General features: G+C 73.2%; 20 protein-coding genes. 8 read left to right on the forward strand and 12 right to left on the reverse strand.

Annotated features, from left to right (window positions below; translation table 11 throughout):
* Window positions 1-39 precede the first annotated feature (39 nt).
* The 3 genes from IE134_RS13845 (at window position 40) to IE134_RS13855 (ending at window position 3,216) form a co-directional block, all read left to right on the forward strand.
* Complete coding sequence (locus IE134_RS13845; RefSeq protein WP_006122929.1) at window positions 40-519, forward strand: Lrp/AsnC family transcriptional regulator; 480 nt, start codon at window positions 40-42, stop codon at window positions 517-519.
* A 69-nt stretch (window positions 520-588) separates the two neighbouring features.
* Window positions 589-2,277 (forward strand): DUF885 domain-containing protein, encoded by a 1,689-nt coding sequence (locus IE134_RS13850; RefSeq protein ID WP_030713869.1) that lies wholly within the window; start codon window positions 589-591, stop codon window positions 2,275-2,277.
* A gap of 57 nt (window positions 2,278-2,334) precedes the next feature.
* Entirely contained in the window at window positions 2,335-3,216 is an 882-nt protein-coding gene (locus IE134_RS13855; RefSeq protein WP_030713866.1) for an ATP-grasp domain-containing protein, read from the forward strand.
* A gap of 46 nt (window positions 3,217-3,262) precedes the next feature.
* On the opposite strand, the gene IE134_RS13860 is transcribed toward IE134_RS13855, so the two are convergent.
* Complete coding sequence (locus IE134_RS13860; RefSeq protein WP_098895253.1) at window positions 3,263-3,757, reverse strand: rhodanese-like domain-containing protein; 495 nt, start codon at window positions 3,755-3,757, stop codon at window positions 3,263-3,265.
* 88 nt (window positions 3,758-3,845) lie between these two features.
* Here IE134_RS13860 and IE134_RS13865 point away from each other — a divergent pair, with 88 nt between their 5' ends.
* Complete coding sequence (locus tag IE134_RS13865; protein ID WP_030713861.1) at window positions 3,846-4,292, forward strand: Lrp/AsnC family transcriptional regulator; 447 nt, start codon at window positions 3,846-3,848, stop codon at window positions 4,290-4,292.
* A gap of 21 nt (window positions 4,293-4,313) precedes the next feature.
* Here IE134_RS13865 and IE134_RS13870 read toward each other — a convergent pair whose 3' ends face one another.
* From IE134_RS13870 to IE134_RS13880, 3 genes are all read right to left on the reverse strand, one after another.
* Window positions 4,314-7,325, reverse strand: a complete 3,012-nt coding sequence (locus IE134_RS13870; RefSeq protein ID WP_098895252.1) for an AAA family ATPase — start codon at window positions 7,323-7,325, stop codon at window positions 4,314-4,316.
* The gene (locus IE134_RS13875) at window positions 7,322-8,491 is read right to left on the reverse strand and encodes an exonuclease SbcCD subunit D (RefSeq protein WP_189430634.1); all 1,170 of its coding nucleotides are present in this window, start codon (window positions 8,489-8,491) and stop codon (window positions 7,322-7,324) included. The genes IE134_RS13870 and IE134_RS13875 overlap by 4 nt, the downstream gene beginning before the upstream one ends.
* Before the next feature lie 189 nt (window positions 8,492-8,680).
* On the reverse strand, window positions 8,681-9,313 hold the full coding sequence (locus IE134_RS13880) for a YigZ family protein (RefSeq protein WP_097982589.1): 633 nt from the start codon (window positions 9,311-9,313) through the stop codon (window positions 8,681-8,683).
* 75 nt (window positions 9,314-9,388) lie between these two features.
* On the opposite strand from IE134_RS13880, the gene IE134_RS13885 reads away from it, so the two are divergent.
* Together IE134_RS13885 and IE134_RS13890 are read left to right on the forward strand one after the other, a co-directional pair.
* Window positions 9,389-9,862 carry a CoA-binding protein gene (locus tag IE134_RS13885; protein WP_229823548.1) on the forward strand — a complete coding sequence of 158 codons (474 nt, stop codon included), beginning with the start codon at window positions 9,389-9,391 and terminating at the stop codon, window positions 9,860-9,862.
* A gap of 46 nt (window positions 9,863-9,908) precedes the next feature.
* Complete coding sequence (locus IE134_RS13890) at window positions 9,909-10,724, forward strand: AAC(3) family N-acetyltransferase (protein ID WP_189430635.1); 816 nt, start codon at window positions 9,909-9,911, stop codon at window positions 10,722-10,724.
* A gap of 33 nt (window positions 10,725-10,757) precedes the next feature.
* On the opposite strand, the gene IE134_RS13895 is transcribed toward IE134_RS13890, so the two are convergent.
* The 3 genes from IE134_RS13895 to IE134_RS13905 all read right to left on the reverse strand — a co-directional run bounded on the left by IE134_RS13895 (window position 10,758) and on the right by IE134_RS13905 (window position 12,852).
* Window positions 10,758-11,312, reverse strand: coding sequence for a YbaK/EbsC family protein (locus IE134_RS13895; protein ID WP_030713844.1), 555 nt, complete (start codon window positions 11,310-11,312; stop codon window positions 10,758-10,760).
* Window positions 11,313-11,429: 117 nt separating this feature from the next.
* Complete coding sequence (locus tag IE134_RS13900; RefSeq protein ID WP_189430638.1) at window positions 11,430-12,002, reverse strand: helix-turn-helix domain-containing protein; 573 nt, start codon at window positions 12,000-12,002, stop codon at window positions 11,430-11,432.
* A gap of 100 nt (window positions 12,003-12,102) precedes the next feature.
* Window positions 12,103-12,852: an acyltransferase gene (locus IE134_RS13905; RefSeq protein WP_030713838.1), complete on the reverse strand. Its 750-nt coding sequence runs from the start codon at window positions 12,850-12,852 to the stop codon at window positions 12,103-12,105.
* Window positions 12,853-13,012: 160 nt separating this feature from the next.
* Between IE134_RS13905 and IE134_RS13910 the strand changes: the two genes are divergently transcribed.
* Entirely contained in the window at window positions 13,013-13,543 is a 531-nt protein-coding gene (locus IE134_RS13910; RefSeq protein WP_030713834.1) for a gamma carbonic anhydrase family protein, read from the forward strand.
* 103 nt (window positions 13,544-13,646) lie between these two features.
* On the opposite strand, the gene IE134_RS13915 is transcribed toward IE134_RS13910, so the two are convergent.
* A complete protein-coding gene (locus IE134_RS13915) occupies window positions 13,647-14,084 on the reverse strand; it encodes a DUF4442 domain-containing protein (RefSeq protein ID WP_030811725.1) in 438 nt (145 codons plus the stop codon).
* A 121-nt stretch (window positions 14,085-14,205) separates the two neighbouring features.
* Between IE134_RS13915 and IE134_RS13920 the strand changes: the two genes are divergently transcribed.
* Window positions 14,206-15,297 carry a DUF8017 domain-containing protein gene (locus IE134_RS13920; RefSeq protein WP_030713829.1) on the forward strand — a complete coding sequence of 364 codons (1,092 nt, stop codon included), beginning with the start codon at window positions 14,206-14,208 and terminating at the stop codon, window positions 15,295-15,297.
* A 55-nt stretch (window positions 15,298-15,352) separates the two neighbouring features.
* Here the strand turns inward: IE134_RS13920 and IE134_RS13925 are convergent, their stop codons facing one another.
* The 4 genes from IE134_RS13925 to IE134_RS13940 all read right to left on the reverse strand — a co-directional run bounded on the left by IE134_RS13925 (window position 15,353) and on the right by IE134_RS13940 (window position 18,524).
* Entirely contained in the window at window positions 15,353-16,198 is an 846-nt protein-coding gene (locus tag IE134_RS13925; protein WP_098018672.1) for a spermidine synthase, read from the reverse strand.
* A gap of 63 nt (window positions 16,199-16,261) precedes the next feature.
* On the reverse strand, window positions 16,262-17,437 hold the full coding sequence (gene tuf, locus IE134_RS13930) for an elongation factor Tu (protein WP_030713823.1): 1,176 nt from the start codon (window positions 17,435-17,437) through the stop codon (window positions 16,262-16,264).
* Window positions 17,438-17,537: 100 nt separating this feature from the next.
* Entirely contained in the window at window positions 17,538-17,711 is a 174-nt protein-coding gene (locus IE134_RS13935; RefSeq protein WP_179888179.1) for a hypothetical protein, read from the reverse strand.
* Window positions 17,712-17,771: 60 nt separating this feature from the next.
* Complete coding sequence (locus IE134_RS13940) at window positions 17,772-18,524, reverse strand: DNA alkylation repair protein (protein WP_179892628.1); 753 nt, start codon at window positions 18,522-18,524, stop codon at window positions 17,772-17,774.
* Window positions 18,525-18,539 lie beyond the last annotated feature (15 nt).

Genomic DNA, 18,539 nt, shown 5'->3' on the forward strand with positions numbered 1-18,539 from the left:
CCGGTTCGTAGCGGCCGGTCCCCGTGCTACGTTCGCCACATGTCCGATTCCGTCGCTCTCGATCCGGTGGATCTGCAGATTCTGCGGCTACTGCAGAACGATGCGCGGACCACGTACCGCGAGCTGGCGGCCGAGGTCGGCGTGGCCGCTTCGACCTGTCTGGACCGGGTGGCCCGGCTGCGCCGCAGCGGGGTGATCCTCGGGGACCAGTTGCGCCTCGATCCGGCGAAGCTCGGCCGAGGGCTCCAGGCGCTGCTGCTGGTGCAGGTCAGGCCGCACCGCCGGGAGTTGATCGGGCCGTTCGTCGACCGGATCAGGTCGTTGCCGGAGTCACGTGCGCTGTTCCATCTCACCGGCCCCGACGACTATCTGGTGCAGGTGGCGGTGGCCGACGCGGCGGATCTGCAACGGCTGGTCCTGGACGAGTTCACCTCGCGCCGGGAGGTCGCCCGGGTGGACACCCGGCTGATCTTCCAGCAGTGGGAGTGCGGTCCGCTGCTGCCGCCCGCCGCGAACTGACCGGCCGGGTTCGGACACCGGGCGGCCCCGGTGATGACGGAAGGGCCGCCGCCGTACGAGGATGTCCGCATGTCAGACACTTCGAGCAGCGCGCTGCCCCGTCAGGTCGCCGACGCCTACGTCGACGCACTCATCGAACTCGACCCCATCACGGGCACCTTTCTGGGTGTGCCCGAAAGCTCGCGCCGGCTGCCCGACTTCTCACCGGCAGGCCAGGAGGCGTCCGCCGGCCTCCTCCGCGAAACGCTGCGGAAGCTGGACGCCGCCGAGCAACTGCCCGGTGCGGACAGCGATGCCGAGCGGCGCTGCGGACGGCTCCTGCGGGAGCGCCTGACGGCGGAACTCGCCGTGCACGAGGCGGAGGAGGGCCTGCGGGCCGTCTCCAACCTGTCGTCGCCCGCCCACCACGTCACCGAGGTCTTCACCCTCACGCCGACCGCGACGGACGAGGACTGGGCGGCGGTCGTGGAGCGCCTGCGCGCGGTGCCCGCCGCGTACGAGGGGTACCGCGCCTCGCTCGCGCTCGGTCTGGAGCGCAAGCTGTACGGCGGCCCGCGTGCGACCGCCACCTTCGTCGGGCAGCTCTCGGAGTGGGGCGGGGAGGGCGGGAGCGAGGGGTTCTTCGCCGAGTTCGTGGCCCCCGGCCCCGCGTCACTGCGGGCGGAGCTGGACGAGGCGGCCGGGCAGGCGACGGCCTCGGTGCTCGCGCTGCGGGACTGGGTGCGCGACGTGTACGCCCCGGCGATCGAGGGCGCCCCGGACCCGGTCGGCCGGGAGCGTTACGCCCGTTGGTCGCGGCTGTACAACGGCACCGACCTGGACCTCGACGAGGCGTACGCGTACGGCTGGTCGGAGTACCACCGGCTGCTTGCCGAGATGAAGACCGAGGCCGAGAAGGTGCTGCCCGGAGCCGGTCCCTGGGAGGCGCTCGCCCACCTCGATGTGCACGGCAAGCACATCGAAGGGGTGGACGAGGTCCGCGACTGGCTCCAGGGCCTGATGGACGAGGCGATCGAGGCGCTGGACGGCACGCACTTCGACCTGGCCGAGCGGGTACGGAAGGTGGAGTCCCGGATCGCCCCGCCCGGCGGAGCAGCCGCGCCGTACTACACCAGTCCCTCCGAGGACTTCTCCCGTCCTGGGCGCACCTGGCTGCCGACCATGGGCGAGACCCGTTTCCCGGTGTACGACCTGGTCTCCACCTGGTATCACGAGGGCGTTCCCGGCCACCATCTGCAGCTCGCGCAGTGGACGCATGTCGCGGACACCCTCTCCCGCTACCAGGCCTCGGTGGGCATGGTCAGCGCGAACGCCGAGGGCTGGGCGCTGTACGCGGAGCGGCTGATGGACGAGCTGGGCTTCCTGCCCGACCCGGAGCGGCGGCTCGGCTACCTGGACGCCCAGATGATGCGCGCCTGCCGGGTGATCGTCGACATCGGCATGCACCTGGAGCTGGAGATCCCGGCGGACTCCCCCTTCCACCCGGGCGAGCGCTGGACCCCCGATCTGGCCCAGGAGTTCTTCGGCAACCACAGCGGCCGCCCCGCCGACTTCGTGGAGAGCGAGCTGACCCGCTATCTGTCGATGCCCGGCCAGGCCATCGGCTACAAGCTGGGCGAGCGTGCCTGGCTGCTCGGCCGGGAGAACGCGCGCGCCGCGCACGGCGACGCGTTCGACCTGAAGGCGTGGCACATGGCGGCGCTCTCGCAGGGGTCGCTGGGCCTGGACGATCTGGTGGACGAGCTGTCGCGGCTCTGACCGGGCCGGTGGTACGTACGGTCCGGAGTCTCCTCAGGTGAAGGAAGGCAGCCCGTCATGACCGAGCGCAGCGGATTCCTGTTCTGCGCCGACCCGTTGAGGGCGTCGCGGCCCGATCCGCAGTTCGCCGAGGACGTCGCGGCAGCGCGGGCGGCGGGCGGCCGGATCGCCCTGCTCGATCATGACGCGCTGCTCGCCGGAGACGCGGCCGGGGCGGTGGCCCGGGTCGCGCGGGACTCCGGACCGTACTGGTACCGCGGCTGGATGATCCCCTCCGCCCGGTACGCGGAGCTGGAGACGGCGCTCGGTGCGCGGGGCTGCTCCCTGCTCACCGACGCCGTGGGCTATCGGCGGGCGCATGAACTCCCCGGCTGGTACGAGGAGTTCGACGGGCTGACGCCGCGCAGCGCCTGGTGCGCCATGGCTCCGGGGGCTCCGCCGCCCTCCGTCGAGGAGCTGACCGGGCTCGCGGCGCCGCTGGGGCCGGGGCCCGGCATCGTGAAGGACTTCGTGAAGTCCCGCAAGCACGAGTGGCACGAGGCCTGTTATGTGCCGGAGCTCGGGGACCGGAGACAACTGGCCTCCGTGGCCGGCCGGTTCGTCGCGTTGCAGGGTGACTTCCTCGCGGGCGGTCTGGTGCTGCGGGCCTTCGAGCCGTTCGTCGCGGGCGGCGAGGCACGGGTGTGGTGGGTGGACGGGGAGGCGGTGCTCGTCACCGCCCACCCGGACACCCCCGACCGGCTCCCTGTCCCCGAACTCGACTCCGTGCGGGAGGCGGTGGGCCGTCTCGGCCTGCGCTGGGTCACCACCGATCTGGCGTTGCGCGAGGACGGGGTGTGGCGGGTGGTCGAGGTCGGCGACGGCCAGGTCAGCGGACTCCCCGCAGGGGCGGGGGCGGGTGCCCTGTTCGCCGCGCTCGCGGCGGCCGGGGCACGCTGACTCCCGCCGGACCTCCAGGGGCCCTCCACCCGGACCCCTTCGGCGCTCAGCAGCCGCAGTCGGCCGCGTCGACCGGAGCGGTCAGCGGATCGGCCGCGCGCCGCTCGCCGCCCTCCCAGGTCTCGTAGGCGAACCCCTCGCGCACCCAGTACTCGAACCCGCCGAGCATCTCCTTGACCTGGAAACCCAGTTGGGCGAGGACCAGGGCCGCGCGGGTCGCGCCGTTGCAGCCCGGCCCCCAGCAGTACGTGACCACGGGCACGGCCGGGTCCAGCAGCGCCGCCGCCTGCTCGGGGATCAGGGCGGTCGGCAGGTGGACCGCCCCGGGAATGTGCCCCTGGTCCCAGGACGCGGTGGAGCGGCTGTCCAGGACGACGAACCCGGGGTCGCCGTCGGCGGCGAGCGCGGATGCGACGTCGGAGACGTCCGCGTGGAAGGCGAGCGAGGCGCCGAAGTAGGCGGCCGCGGCAGCGGGCGAGGCGGGCGGGACGCGCAGGACGGGGTGGTCGGCCAGGGCCGTGGAGTGCGAGGTCATGACCATGAATCTATGGCCGCGAAACCGGCCCGGGAAGTGAGATCCCCCGGCGCTTCTCTTGATTCTCCGGGGAATTCCCTGTTGTCTCGGGGAGGTGACCGACTATTCCCCGGACGCCACCGACTGGCGCATCCTCGACGTCCTCCAGCGCGACGGCCGCGCCACCTTCGCCGAGCTCGCCCGTGCCGTCGCCATGTCCCCGAGCGCCGTGACGGAGCGGGTGCGGCGGCTGGAGGAGCTGGGGGTGATCAGCGGGTACGCGGCGGTGGTCGACGCCGAACGGCTCGGGCTGCCCATCCTCGCCCTGGTCCGCCTGCGCTATCCGAACGGGAACTACAAGCCCTTCCACGATCTGCTGGAGACCACGCCGGAGATCATCGAGGCCCACCACGTCACCGGCGACGACTGCTTCGTCCTCAAGGTCACGGCCCGCTCGATGAAGCATCTGGAGGAGACCACCGGGCGGATCGGGGCGCTGGGCTCCGTCACCACGAGCGTCGTGTACTCCTCACCGCTCCCCCGCCGCGCGATCGGCCGCTGAACCGCCCGGAGGGGCCCCGGCTCACGCGAGGCGGTGCCGGACGGACGAGCCCTGCCGCTCCTTCACCACTTCGAGCCGGACCGGGATCCGGCGGCGCAGGTCGGCCACATGGCTGACGATGCCCACGCTGCGGTCCCGCTCCCGCAGGGAGTCCAGTACGTCGAGCACCTCGTCCAGCGTCTGGTCGTCCAGGCTGCCGAACCCCTCGTCGATGAAGAGGGTGTCCAGACGTACGCCACCGGCCTCCTCGGTCACGACATCGGCCAGGCCCAGCGCGAGGGCCAGCGAGGCGAAGAAGGTCTCCCCGCCGGACAGCGTCGCGGTGTCGCGTTCGCTGCCGGTCCAGGCGTCGACCACGTGCAGCCCCAGTCCGGCGCGGCGGCCGCCGGTGCGGGCATCGGAGTGGACCAGCGTGTAGCGGCCCGAGGACATCCGCTGGAGCCGTGCGGTGGCGGCGGCCGCCACCTGTTCCAGGCGGGCGGCCAGGACGTACGCCTCCAGGCGCATCTTGCGTTCGTTGTCGGCGGAGGTGCCCGCCGCCAGTCCCGCGAGCCGGGCGATCCGGTCGTATTCCTGGCGTACGGGGCCCAGCCGCCGTACCTCGTCGGCGGCCTGCCGGGAGAGCCGGGTCAGCTCGCCGCAGCGCTCGTCGGCGGCAGCGAGCGCGGACGACGCCTCGCGCAGCAGCCATTCCGCCGTCTCGAACTCACCTTGTGCCGCTGATGGTTGGGCGGCGGGCTGTTCGGCGGCCTCGCGGGCGTCACGCTCGGCACGGCGGTCGGCCACCGCGGCGGCCTCCGCCTGCCAGGTGTCGATGCGGTGCTGGAGGTCGCGTTGGGCCGCGGCGTCGAGGAGCGTCGCGGCGGCGGCCTCCGGGGTGTCGAAGCCGGCCCGGAACGCCGCGTCGGAGAGCCGGTCGTCGGCCTCCTTGCGCCGCTGGGCGGCGTCCTGTTCGGTGCGTACGGCCTCGGCGGCGTCGGCGAGGCGTGCCACGCGGCGAGTCAACCGCTCCGCGTGGGCCGCGACGGACGGCGACTCGCCCCGGGCGGCGGCGATCTGCTCCTCCAGGCGGGCCTGCTCGGCGTCGAGGGCCTCGCGCGCGGCGGTACGGGCGGACATCCGACCGTGCGCCTGCTGCCGCTGCTCCAGCCGCTCGGTGTGCTCGCGCTCGGCGGCGGTGAGTGCCTCACGTGCCGGGTTCGTCGCGGCGGCGAGCCGGTGGGCCTCGGCGTGCTCGCCGGTCAACCGGTCGACCAGCTCACCGAGTTCGGCCACGGTGGAGGATGCGGAGGCATCGTCCCCCCGGGCCTCCGTCTCCGCCGCCGCGTGCCGTTCGCGTACGAGTCCGAGCTGCTGCTCCGCGCGGGCGCGGGCCTCCTCGGCGGACTGCTGGGCGGCCAGCGCCCGTTCCTCCGTCGCCCGGTCGACATGACCGTCGCCGGGGCTGGCGGGGACCGGGTGGTCGGCCGACCCGCAGACCGTGCAGGGCTCACCCGCGACGAGACCCGCGGCCAGTTCCGCCGCGATGCCGCGCAGCCGGCGCTCCCGCAGATCGAGCCAGGACTTCCGGGCGTCCAACTCCTGTTCGCGCGCGCCGGTGAGCCGCTCCTCCGCCTGCTGTACGTCGGTCGCGAGGGCGTCGCGGCGGCCCGCCGCGTCCAGGCGGCGGCGCGCCGGGGCGAGGAGTCCGGCGAGCTGCTCGGCGCGGGTGGCGGCTTCCTGCGAGGCGTCGATGCGTCCCTTGAGGGCCGCACGGGTGGAGTCCCAGTCGGCGAGCCACACGTCCGCCTCGCGGATCAGCTCGTCGTCGGCCTGGGCCTCCCGGTTCAGCCGGACGCGCTCCCCCTCGATCCGCGCGCTGCGCTCCTCGGCCTCTCGTGCCGCGTCGAGTGCGTACAGCTCCTGCTGGAACTTCCGCTCCAGCTCGGCCAGTCGGTCGGCGCCCACGTCGCGCAGCTCCGGAGAGAGCAGCGCGCGGGCCCGGCCGAGACCGTCGCTCGCGGCCCGGTACGCCCGCTCCGCCTCCTCGCGCAGCTCCAGGGCCGGGGCGACCCGGTCGGCCTTGCGGGCGCGCTCCAACTCCTTCTGGCAGCGGTCGTGTTCGGGGCGGCGTTCCTCCAGCGCCGCGGAGCGCAGCCGGGTCTCCTCGTACCGCTGCTGGAGGCGGGCGAGTTCACGTACGGCGTCCAGGGCGTGGCGGGCCTCGCGCTGCCGGCCCTCGGCCCAGGCGACGACGCGGTGGGCGATGTCGAGCCGTTCGCGGGCCGTGGACCGGGCGATCGCGGCCCACTCCAGCACCGCTTCGGCGAGGCCGGGTTCGCCGGGCCGGGCGGCGACCGGCGTGGCCTCGGCCCCGGCGGGTCCGGCGGCCTGGGCGATGCGCTGGGCGAGGGCGAGGATCCGTTCGTCGGCGGCGGTGACCCTGGCCTCGGCGCCCCGGCGCAGTTCGGCGAGGCGTTCCTCGACGGCGGCGAAGCGGCGGGTGTCGAAGAGCCGGCCGAGGAGCTTGCCGCGGGCCTCGGCGTCCGAGCGCAGGAAGCGGGCGAAGTCGCCCTGCGGCAACAGCACCACCTGGCAGAACTGGTCCCGGCTCATGCCGATGAGCTGGGTCAGCTCCTCGCCGATCTCCTGGTGCGACTTGCTGAGGGCGTGCCAGCCGCGCTCGGGGTCGTAACCGCGCAGCCTGCTCTGGGCCTTCTCCATCGTGAAGCCGTCGCCCCGCTTCTTGGGGCGGGGCTGGGCTGGGCTGCGGGTGACTTCGAGGCGGCGGCCGCCGACGGTCAGCTCCAGCTGGACCTCGGTGGGCAGGTCCACGGGCGCGTGGTCGCTGCGCAGGGAGGCCCCGGGGCTCTGCCGGGCGCCGGGAACGGCTCCGTACAGGGCGAAGCAGACGGCGTCCAGGACGGAGGTCTTGCCCGCGCCGGTGGGGCCGTGGAGCAGGAAGAGTCCGGCGGAGGACAGGGCGTCGAAGTCGACCTCCTGGGTGGCGCCGAACGGCCCGAAGGCGGTGATGCTCAGGCGGTGCAGTCTCACCGGGACACCTCGCGCACGGTCTCGTCCACCCTGACATCGTCGAACGCGGCACGCAGCACGGTGCGTTCGAGGTCGCTGGGGCCGCTGCCACCGCGCACGTGGGCGACGAAGTCCTCGGCGATCTGGTGGTCGTCGCGGCCCTTGAGGCGCTGGGCGTAGGAGGCCCCCGGGTCGTCCGGCGGCCGCTCGGGGTCGAAGACGAGGCTGAGGGTGTGCGGGAAGCGCCGGGCGAGGCGGGCCATGGGGTCGGCGGGGCGTACCGGGTCGGTGAGGGTGGCCTCGACCCAGGCGTGCTCGTGGCGGTCCAGGGCGGGGTCCTCCAGGAGGGTGTCGAGGCGGCCGCGGAGCCGGGCGAGGGGCCGCTCCACGGGGCAGTCGATCCGTTCGTCGGCGGCGATGCCCCCGTCGGCGTCGAGGTCGATGAGCCACATGGTCTTGCGGTGGTCGGCCTCGGAGAAGGAGTAGGCGAGCGGGGAGCCGGAGTAGCGGACCCTGCCCGTGACCCGCTGGGATCCGTGGAGGTGGCCGAGTGCCGCGTAGTCGACGCCGTCGAAGACCCCGGCGGGGACGGCGGCGACCCCGCCGACGGTGATGTCGCGTTCGCTGTCGCTGGGCTCGCCGCCCGCCACGAAGGCGTGCGCGAGGACGACGGAGCGGGTGCCGGCGTGGCGGGTGGCGAGGTCGGCGCGGACCCGGTCCATGGCTGCGGTGAGGACCGCCTCGTGACCGGCCTTGCCCGCGCCCAGGGCGTCCTTGACCAGGGCCGGTTCCAGGTAGGGCAGTCCGTAGAACGCCACGTCGCCGTGGTCGTCGGACAGGACGACGGGGGTGGCGCAGCCCTCGGGGTCGGTCCGCAGATGGATCCCGGCGCGTTCGAAGAGCCCGGCGCCGACGCCGAGCCGGCGGGCCGAGTCGTGGTTGCCGGAGATCATGACGGTGGGGACGCCTGCGGCGGCGAGCCGGTGCAGCGCCCGGTCGAACAGCTCGACGGCGGTGAGCGGCGGTACGGCCCGGTCGTAGACGTCGCCCGCGACGAGGACGGCGTCCACCTCGCGCTCCGCGACGGTCGCCACCAGGTGGTCGAGGTAGGCGGCCTGCGCGTCCAGCAGGGAGACACGGTGGAAGGACCGGCCCAGATGCCAGTCCGAGGTGTGCAGGAGCCTCACGCCATCACTCCGCCGGTCTTGCCCTGCATCGTCGTCGTCCTCCACCCCGTGGGCCGCGCACCGGCGGCCCGTGATCCCGCTCGGCACCGACCACGCTAACGCCGCCGGGCCGCCGAACCCGCATCGATCATGATTTTGGCCCCCGTGGGCGTCCGTGGGATTGCCCTCACCTCACGAGGTTCACGCGGTTCACGCGGTCGCGTCCCCGTACGCCTCGCCGCCCAGCTCCAGGGTCGCGGTCCCCGCGGTCGTGTCGGCCAGCCAGGCGGTGAACGCCTCGACATCGCCGTCCGGCAGTCCGATCTCCATGGTGACGGCCTCGGCGTACCGCACCTCGCGGACGTCCCGCCCGGTGGCCCGCAGGTCGTTCTCCAGCTTTCCGGCCCGCTGGTGGTCGACGTGGATCGTGGCGAGCCGGAAGCGCTGCCGGGTGAGGGTGCCGAGCGCGTCGAGGGCTTCGCCGACCACTCCCCCGTACGCCCGGATCAGTCCGCCCGCCCCGAGTTTGACCCCGCCGTAGTAACGGGTGACGACCGCGACGACGTACCGCATCTCCCGCCGCATCAGCATCTGGAGCATGGGGACGCCCGCGGTGCCGCCGGGTTCGCCGTCGTCGCTCGCCTTCTGTACGGAGGCGTCGGCGCCGATCACGTACGCGAAGCAGTTGTGGGAGGCGGTCGGGTGCTCCTTGCGGACGCGGGCGACGAAGTCCTGCGCTTCCTCTTCGGTGGCGGCGGGGGCGAGCGAGCAGAGGAAACGGGATCGGTTGATCTCGCTCTCGTGCACGCCCGCGCGGGCGACGGTCCGGTACTGCTCCTGCATCCGTCCACCCTATGCGCCGCCGCGAGGGCGGGTCGCGGCGGGAATGGGGAGGTGGGGGCCGTGGGTTGTCCCGGCATGAACACAGACGGCAGGAACGCAGACGGCAACGCGGACGGCAGCGGCGTGGTGGACTCGTACGCGGACGACGCGACGATCCGGCGGATTCTTGAGGACACGGGCGACACCTGGGCGGTGGTCGGCCTGTCGAACAACTCCTCCCGGGCGGCCTACGGAGTGGCCCAGGTCCTCCAGCGGTTCGGCAAGCGGGTGGTGCCGGTCCACCCGAAGGCCGAAACGGTCCACGGGGAACAGGGGTACGCCTCGCTCGCCGACATCCCCTTCCAGGTCGACGTGGTGGACGTGTTCGTCAACAGCGAGCTGGCGGGCTCCGTCGCGGGCGAAGCGGTGGCGGTGGGCGCGAAGGCGGTGTGGTTCCAGCTCGGTGTCGTGGACCCGGACGCCTACGGGCGGACGCGCGCGGCAGGCCTGGACATGGTCATGGACCGGTGCCCCGCGATCGAGATCCCGCGGCTGGGTGCTCGCGCCTGAGCTGCCCGGGTGTGCGGGGCGCCGCGGGGTGGGCAGAATCCCCGCCGTGAAGGACGTACTCGATGTGACCGACAGGGCCCGGACGACGGCCGCGCTGACCGCGCTCGGCGTACGGCCGGGTGATGTGCTCCTGGTGCACGCCTCGCTGCGGTCGCTGGGGCCGGTGGCGGGCGGGGCGCGGGGGGTGCTGGACGCGGTGCGCCGGGCCGTCGGGCCTTCGGGGACGGTGGTGGTCCCCGCCTTCACCCCGGAGAACTCCGACACCTCCCCGCACTACCGCGAGCGGGTGCGGGGCCTGGACGCCGGGGCCGTGGACGCCGTGCGCGCCGCGATGCCGGCGTACGATCCGGCGCTGACGCCCGCGCCGTCGATGGGCGCGCTGGCCGAGACCGTACGGACGACTGCGGGGGCCGAACGCAGCGCGCATCCGCAGACCTCGTTCGCCGCGCTCGGCCCCGGGGCGGGGCGGCTGCTGGCCGGGCACCGCCCCGACTGCCACCTCGGGGAGGACTCGCCGCTGGCCCGGCTGTACGAGGCGGATGCCCGGATCCTGCTGCTCGGCACCGGCTACGCCACGTGTACGGCGTTCCACCTGGGCGAGTACCGGATGCCCGGCCCGCCGCGCCGGAGCTACCGCTGTGTGGTGGCGTCGCGGGGGGTGCGCCGGTGGTGGGAGTACGAGGATGTCGCCCTGGACGACGGGGACTTCGCCGCTCTGGGCACGGCGTTCGAGGAGGCCGCCGCCGAGGGTGACGTACGGGTGGGGTGCGTCGGCGCGGCCGAGTGCCGGCTCGTCCGGCTGCGCCCAGCCGTCGACTTCGCCACGACCTGGCTCACGGAGCACCGGACGTCCGGGAGTTGACCCGGCCGCCCACGGCCGTTCGAGGGGGGAGGCTCAGACGCCGAGGCCCTCGACGATCACCGCGCCCGGGAGGGCGGCGAGCGCCTTGCCGGGGACGATGAGCTTGCCGCGCCGGCTGCCGCTGCCGATCAGGACCCATTCCTGGTCGACGACGGCGGGGTCAAGGAGGAGCGGCCAGGCGGCGGGCAGGCCGATCGGGGTGATGCCGCCGTACTCCATGCCGCTCTCGCCGACCGCCGTGTCCATCGGGGCGAAGGAGGCCTTGCGGGCGCCGAGGTGCTTGCGGACCGCGCCGTTGACGTCGACCCGGGTACGGGAGAGGACGACGCAGGCGGCGAGGGTGACGTCCTGGCCGCGCTTGCCCGCCACGACCACGCAGTTGGCCGAGGTGTCGAGGAGTTCGACGCCGTGGTGCTCGGCGAAGACGGCGGTGTCGGCGACGGCCGGGTCGCTGTCGACGTGGACGAGCTGCTCGGCGGTGAACTCGCCCCAGCCCGCGGTCAGCGCCGCGACGACGGGGGCGGGGAGCAGGTCGAACCGTTCCGCGGCGGGAGCGGCGTCCTCGAAGGTGCCGATGGGTGCGCGCATGGCGCTCACGCTAACAGCGGCGGGAGCGGGGCCGGCCGGGCGTCTCAGGGGACGGGCACCCCGGCGAGAGGCGCCTCGGCGAAGGAGCCTCCGCGAAGGCTTCTCGGCGAAGGCGTCTCAGCGAACGGGCGGGATGGCGACGGCCATGGTGAAGACCGTCGGTTCGCCGCCCTCGTTGCGATAGCCGTGCGACACGTGCGCCTCGAAGGTGGCGGAGGTCCCGGCGGGGACGGCATGGGCGAGGCCGTCGACGAGGAGGGTCAGTTCGCCCTCGGTGATGTGGAGGAGTTCGACGGTGCCCTCGGGGTGCGGGTCGGACGTGGTGCCCTCCCCGGGCATCAGCCGGCAGGTCCACAGTTCGAGCGGACCGCGGGCCTCCGTTCCGACGAGCAGGGTGGTAAAGCTGCCCGCCTCGGTGGACCACATGCGGACGGCCCGGCTCTCCGGGACCAGCCGGACCTGGGGCCCCTGCTCGTGGTCGAGGAGGGTGGTGATGGGCACGCCGAGCGCGTCGGCCAGCTTCACCGTGGTGCCGACGCTCGGGTTCGTCCGCGCCTGCTCGATCTGGATGATCATCCCGCGGCTGACCCCGGAGCGCGCCGCGAGGGCGTCGAGGGTGAAGCCGCGCTCGCCCCGCCAGCGCTTGAGGTTGCGGGCCAGCGACTGGGTGAGCTGGTCGAGGTCGGACACGTACCGTCCCTGCGGTGGATGGTCGAGAACGCGGTCAAGAATATTGCACTGCCGACTGCCGTACGGTGCACTCCACCATCCACCGGGCCGTACCGGCGTCCTACGGGGTTTCCCGCACCTCGTCCAGCTCGGCGAGGGCCAGCAGCTGCTCGGGCGTGACGCCCTCCGGGATCGGCACGGGGGCGGGCGTTCGCAGGGGCGGTTGCCAGCCCTTCTCCGGGTCCCAGCTGCGCACGACGCGGGCGGGGGCTCCGGCGACCACCGCGTGGTCCGGGACCTCGCCCCGGACGACGGCGCCCGCCGCGACCACCACGTTCCGGCCGAGCCGGGCCCCGGGCAGGATCACCGCACCGGTGCCGATCCAGCAGCCGGGGCCGATCGCCACCGGCTCCATCCGGGGCCACTGCTTGCCCACGGGCTCGTGCGGGTCGTCGTAGCTGTGGTTGGTCGAGGTGATGTAGACGTACGGGCCGCAGTACGTGTCCGAGCCGATGGTCACCGTCGTGTCGGCGATCACATGGCTGCCGCGCCCCAGCACCACCCCGTCGCCCAGGGTGAGGATCGGGTCGGGTCCCAGGTCCAGGTCCGGCATCATCCCGGCGGTGAGGGTGACCTGCTCGCCGATGATGCAGTGCGCGCCCAGCTCGATCCACGGCTCCCCGAACACGGTCCCCTGCGGGAAGGCGAGCCGGGTGCCCGCGCCGATCGCGCCGAACCGCAGCCGCCCGGGGTGCTCGGCGGTGACCGCGCCCGCCCGCTGTGCCCAGGCCCAGCCGAGGTGAACCGCGCGGGAGGCGGCGCTGCGCGGCCAGCGGGCGAGGAAGGAGAACGTGTTTCGGTTCTTCGGCACGCGCTCACGGTAGTCGGCGGCGCGGTGGGCGATCCCCGCGGTGACCTGTGATGTTCACCCCACTGCGCGGCACCCGCCGGGGGCCGTCGCCTACCGTGAGAGTCGGCCTGATCCGGTGGAGAGGGCCCAGGAGCACCACACCGGCGCGAAGGAGCAGGCGATGGCGGAGCAGGCGTTGATCACGGGCATGGGCGGCAAGGAGCCGGACATCGACGTGGACGCTTTCGTGGCCCCGACCTCCGTGGTGATCGGTGAGGTGACGCTCGCCCCGGGCTCCAGCGTCTGGTATCAGGCCGTGCTGCGCGCCGACTGCGGTCCCATCACGCTCGGCCCCGACAGCAACATCCAGGACAACTGCAGCGTGCACACCGACCCCGGGTTCCCGCTCACCGTGGGCGCGCGGGTCTCGGTCGGACACAACGCGGTGCTGCACGGCTGTGTGATCGAGGACGACGTGCTGGTCGGGATGGGCGCCACGGTGCTCAACGGGGCCCACATCGGCGCGGGTTCGCTGGTCGCGGCGCAGGCTCTGGTCCCGCAGGGGATGCAGGTGCCGCCGGGCTCGCTCGTCGCGGGGGTGCCCGCGAAGGTGAAGCGGCCGCTGACCGCCGAGGAGCTGGAGAGCATCCGCTTCAACGCGGCGGGGTACGTGGAGCTGGCGAAGGCGCACCGCGAGGCGCACGGCGGCTGACGCCCGCCCGCAGAACGCCGGAAGGCACCGAAAGGCACTCGGGCCGCCGCCCTTCCCGTTCCCGGAGGGGCGGCGGCCCGGTCTCATCTGCGTACGGCAGTGGTCAGCCGTTGGGGCGCAGGGTCCACACGACGGTCATCTCGCCGGTGACGGCGCCGTCGGCGCGGGTGATCTCGATGGCGACGGGGAATTCCGGCCGCTGTCCGGCGTCCAGCTCGGCGACGACGTCGGCGATCGGGCGGCCGAGGGTCGCGGTGGCGGTGACCTCGCCCATGGCGAGCTTCTTGTAGCCGATCTCGGCCTTCACGGCGAGCGGCACGGCCCGCGACATCTGGTCGCCGAAGGCGGCGATGACGATCGCGCCACTGGCGGACTCGGCGAGCGTGAACATCGCTCCGGCGTGGGGTCCGCCGACGTGGTTGTGGTAATCCGCCTGGTCGGGCAGCCGGACGACGGCCCGCTCCGGGGTGGTCTCCAGGAATGCGAGGTTGAGGGTCCGGGCCATCGGAACCGTCGCGACGAGCATCTCGCCGACGGTCATCTGTTCAGCGCTCATGTCCGAAGGTTACTCACCAGTAGCACCGTTTGGCCATCCCCTTGTGACGGCTCCGGTACAGGGCGGCCGTAGAAGTGGGCGCACGGCCCATCTATGGTTACTGGCCATGTGGCCAGGAACGCAGCCGCCCGGGGGCGAGCAGAACCCGCAGGACAAGAACCAGAACCCGTACCAGCAGCCGGGGTACCAGCAGCCGAATCCCTATCAGCAACCGGGATATCCGCCGCAGGGCCAGCCGGGGCAGCCCGCCGAGCCGGGCTACGGGTACCCGCAGGGCCCGCCCGGCGGGCAGCCGGGCTACCAGCAGCCCAATCCCTACCAGCAGCCGACGGTTCCGCAGTACGCCGTCCCGGGTCCGCCCGGCGGGCCGACGCCCGGCGACGACAAGAAGAAGACGACGATCGTGGCGATCGTCGCGGCGCTGGCCGTCGTGGTCGCGGCGGGCGTCACCGGTTTCCTCGTGCTCGGCAAGGACGACGACGGCAAGAACGTCGCCGACGACAAGAAGTCCGCGTCGCCGAGTGCCAAGCCCAGCGAATCGGCCACCGACGCCGCGCCTCCCGGGGAGAACCCGCGGGGTTCCGAAAGCGACCCCAAGCCGTTGATCCCGGGCTGGAAGGTCGTCACCAACCCCAAGTGGGGCACGCAGTTCGACGTTCCCGGTGACTGGGAGGTCGCCAGTTCGGGAACGTTCGCCGGCTTCGAGGACGCCAAGAAGGAGGACGGGTCGCCGGTCGCCGGCTTCTCCGCGCCCGCCTACTACAAGAGCAAGTGGTGCGTCGACGACTCCGACGGGGACGGCAGCCAGGAGGACACCGGGCTCGCCGGCGTCGGGACGAAGGGCGCCCAGGGCGCCAAGAACACCGACGAGGCCGCGCGGAACGAGGCCGCCAACTGGGTGTGGGCCGCCTACTCCCAGCTGGACCCGAAGTCCAAGGTCAAGATCGGCAAGGCCAAGCCCTTCACGACGAAGTCGGGTCTCTCCGGCAGCGTCGCGCAGGCCACCGCCCTGGAGCTGGCCAACAAGGAGAAGTGCGACAGCGACGGGAAGTCGATCGCGTTCTCCTTCAAGAACTCCAAGGGCGACTTCTCGACCTGGGTCCTCTACGCCGCCACCGGCGTCAAGGACGAGCTTCCGGACACGACCATCCAGCAGATCCTGAGCACGGTCCGCCTCGCGGGTGAGCCCACGGGCTGACACCCGCACCGCGTTCCCGCACCACCCTGCCGCCCCGCCCCGCCCGCCGGGCGCCTCAGCCCACGCTGAAGGCCCCGGCGGGCGGTACGGGCGAGGCGACCGCGTCCGCGTCCGCCACCGGGCGGGCCCCGTCGATGAACCGCCTCAGCGCGGCACCGTGGGTGACCCGCGCGGGGAAGGCGTCCGCAGCACAGCGGCGGACGAGCGGATCCACATCGATCGGCGTGTACGAGGCGAGCAGCACGACGTTGCCGAAGCGCCGCCCGCGCAGCACCGCCGGCTCCCCGACCAGCGCCAGCTCAGGGAAGACCTCGGCGAAGTTCGCCAACTGCGAGCGGAGGAAGGCGAACGGCGCACTGTCGGCCAGGTTGGCCGCGTAGATCCCGTCCGTGCGCAGGGCCCGTCCGGCCGCCCGCGCGTACTCGACGGACGTGAGGTGCGCCGGAACCCGGGAGCCGCCGAAGACGTCAGCGATCAGAAGGTCGGCGGAGGCGGGGGCCGCCGCTTCCAGTCGCGCCCGGGCGTCGGCCGCGTGCAGGGTGATGCCGCTCCCGTCGGGCAGCGGCAGATGTTCCCGGACCAGCCCCAGCAGCCCCCGGTCGGCGTCGACGACGTCCTGCCGCGAGCCGGGGCGGGTCGCCGCAACATAACGGGGCAAGGTCAGCGCGCCTCCGCCCAGATGCAGGACGTCCAGGGGCGCGCCCGGCTCCACCGCGCCGTCCACGACGTGGGCGAGCCGCCGCACGTATTCGAACTCCAGGTGGGAGGGGTCGTCGAGGTCGACGTAGGACTGGGGCGCGTCGTCGACCGTGAGCAGCCAGGCCCGGTCGCGGTCCAGGTCGGGCAGCAGCCGGGCGGTGCCGCAGTCGACCTCGCGGATGACGGGTATCGGCTCGTTCACCTCTCCATTGTCGCCGCCGTTGCCCGCCACCCCGAACCGAGGGGTGGCGGGCAACGGGCGGTCTCAGAGCAGCTCGGTGACCGTTCCCGCGCCGACCGTGCGGCCGCCCTCGCGGATCGCGAAGCCGAGGCCGGACTCCAGCGGCACGTCACGGCCCAGTTCCACGGTCATGGTGACCGTGTCGCCGGGGCGCGCGACCGCCGCCTCGCCGAGGTCGACGTCGCCGACGACGTCCGCCGTACGGATGTAGAACTGCGGCCGGTAGCCGGTGGCGACCGGGGTGGTCCGGCCGCCCTCCTTCGCCGACAGCACGTACACCTGCGCGGTGAACCGGCGGCTGGGCGTGACGCTGCCGGGCGCGGCCACGACATGGCCGCGGCGGACCCGGTCGCGCTCCACCCCGCGCAGCAGCAGCGCGACGTTGTCCCCGGCCTCGGCGGACTCCATCGGCTTGCCGAAGGTCTCCAGGCCGGTGACGACCGTCTCGACGTCCGCGCCCAGCACCTGCACCTTGTCGCCGACGCGAACGGTGCCGCGCTCGACGGCGCCGGTGACGACGGTGCCCCGGCCGGTGATGGTCAGGACGTTCTCGACGGACAGCAGGAACGGGGCGTCGGTGTAGCGCACCGGCATCGGTACGTACGTGTCGACGGCGTCCAGCAGCCCTTCGATCGCCGCCGTCCACCGTGGGTCGCCCTCCAGCGCCCTGAGCCCGGAGACCCGGACCACGGGGACGGTGTCACCGCCGTACCCGTGCGCGGAGAGCAGCTCGCGGACCTCCAGCTCGACCAGGTCGGTCAGCTCGGGGTCGCCCGCGTCGGCCTTGTTGAGGGCGACGACGATGTGGTCGACGCCGACCTGACGGGCCAGCAGGACGTGCTCGGCGGTCTGCGGCATGATCCCGTCGAGCGCGGAGACGACGAGGATCGCCCCGTCGAGCTGCGCCGCGCCCGTGACCATGTTCTTGATGTAGTCGGCGTGTCCGGGCATGTCGACGTGGGCGTAGTGGCGGGTGTCGGTCTCGTACTCGACGTGCGCGATGTTGATGGTGATGCCGCGCTGGGCCTCCTCGGGTGCCCGGTCGATCCGGTCGAACGACACGTACGAGGTGGAGCTGCCGCCGCGCTCGCTGAGGACCTTGGTGATGGCGGCGGTGAGGGTGGTCTTGCCGTGGTCGACGTGGCCCATGGTGCCGATGTTGAGGTGCGGCTTGGTGCGCACGTAAGCCGTCTTGGACATGGCTCGTTCCTTCTGAAGCACGCGAAGCTGAGAAAAGATGAAGACCCCAGGGCCCCGCCGACCCTCCCCTTGCGGGGTCCGCCGGACTGTCGGGGGAGGGTCAGCTTCGGGCGCCGCCGAAGGGCGCTGCGGCACCGGCGAAAGCCGATGCGACTGCTGCTGCGGCAACTGCTGCTGCGGTCGGGGCGAGTGCCTCGGCGACCGCGTCGTTCACGGCAGCCTTCGGCGCGTCCGCGACTGCGGACGGCGCTGCGAGGAAGGCGTACCGGAACATGCCCCTGATCATGGCCGGGCACGGCGGCCGCGTCGAATGGTTTTCGGACGGCTACGAGGCTCAGAGGTTCTTGAGGGCCTCGCGCACGGAGAGCGGCGACAGGCGGGTCCGCGCGCCGTCGACGAAGTCGCGTACGGCGGCGGGGTCGGTCTTGGCGTACTCGCGCAGGGCCCAGCCGATCGCCTTGCGGATGAAGAAGTCGGGGTGGTCCGCGCGGCGCAGGCAGTAGCCGAACAGCCGGTCGGCGTCGGTGGCTTCCTTGTAGCGCAGTTGGTGCAGCAGGGCGGTCCTGGCGGCCCAGAGGCTGGGGTCGTCGATCCACCGGTCCATCTCCCGGACGAGCGCCGGGTCGGCGGCGACCAGGGGGCCCGCGACATGCGCGGCCAGCAGGTCGACCGTGTCCCACCAGGGGACGGTGGTCACCAGGTGGTGCAGGACGGGCAGGAAGCCGGAGGTGCAGCGGCCCGCGTGGCGGCGCAGATAGTCGACGGCGAAGTAGTGGTACTCGCGCTCGGGCAGCCGCCAGCAGCGCAGCGCGATCGCCGTGCAGTCCCGCTCGTCCGGCCGCCCGGTGCCCGCCAGCACGGTCCGCGACAGGGCCCGGCGCTCGGGGGTCGGGATCCCGAGGAAGGGGGCGACGTGCTTCATGTACGCGGCGGCGCCCTCGGCCCGTACGGGGTCGGCCGCGGGGGCGTAGGCGGCGACGAGCCGCTCCAGGACGATGTCGGCGAGGGTGCTGACCGGCGGGGCGGAGGCGTGGGCGGCAGGGTCGGCGTCGGGGGTCACGCGACGCACATTACGGCGATCACACATCCTTTTCGGTTACTC

The organism is Streptomyces rubiginosohelvolus (genome assembly GCF_014649875.1).
Lineage (GTDB): Bacteria > Actinomycetota > Actinomycetes > Streptomycetales > Streptomycetaceae > Streptomyces > Streptomyces rubiginosohelvolus.

Excerpts from the sequence above, each read along its gene's own strand:
- IE134_RS13845 (WP_006122929.1), top strand. The coding sequence starts at position 40 with ATGTCCGATTCCGTCGCTCTCGATCCGGTGGATCTGCAGATTCTGCGG.
- IE134_RS13920 (WP_030713829.1), top strand. The coding sequence starts at position 14,206 with ATGTGGCCAGGAACGCAGCCGCCCGGGGGCGAGCAGAACCCGCAGGAC.
- IE134_RS13855 (WP_030713866.1), top strand. The coding sequence starts at position 2,335 with ATGACCGAGCGCAGCGGATTCCTGTTCTGCGCCGACCCGTTGAGGGCG.
- IE134_RS13915 (WP_030811725.1), bottom strand. The coding sequence starts at position 14,084 with ATGACCGTCGGCGAGATGCTCGTCGCGACGGTTCCGATGGCCCGGACC.
- IE134_RS13850 (WP_030713869.1), top strand. The coding sequence starts at position 589 with ATGTCAGACACTTCGAGCAGCGCGCTGCCCCGTCAGGTCGCCGACGCC.
- IE134_RS13935 (WP_179888179.1), bottom strand. The coding sequence starts at position 17,711 with ATGTTCCGGTACGCCTTCCTCGCAGCGCCGTCCGCAGTCGCGGACGCG.
- IE134_RS13940 (WP_179892628.1), bottom strand. The coding sequence starts at position 18,524 with ATGTGTGATCGCCGTAATGTGCGTCGCGTGACCCCCGACGCCGACCCT.
- IE134_RS13910 (WP_030713834.1), top strand. The coding sequence starts at position 13,013 with ATGGCGGAGCAGGCGTTGATCACGGGCATGGGCGGCAAGGAGCCGGAC.
- IE134_RS13885 (WP_229823548.1), top strand. The coding sequence starts at position 9,389 with ATGAACACAGACGGCAGGAACGCAGACGGCAACGCGGACGGCAGCGGC.
- IE134_RS13895 (WP_030713844.1), bottom strand. The coding sequence starts at position 11,312 with ATGCGCGCACCCATCGGCACCTTCGAGGACGCCGCTCCCGCCGCGGAA.
- IE134_RS13880 (WP_097982589.1), bottom strand. The coding sequence starts at position 9,313 with ATGCAGGAGCAGTACCGGACCGTCGCCCGCGCGGGCGTGCACGAGAGC.
- IE134_RS13860 (WP_098895253.1), bottom strand. The coding sequence starts at position 3,757 with ATGGTCATGACCTCGCACTCCACGGCCCTGGCCGACCACCCCGTCCTG.
- tuf (WP_030713823.1), bottom strand. The coding sequence starts at position 17,437 with ATGTCCAAGACGGCTTACGTGCGCACCAAGCCGCACCTCAACATCGGC.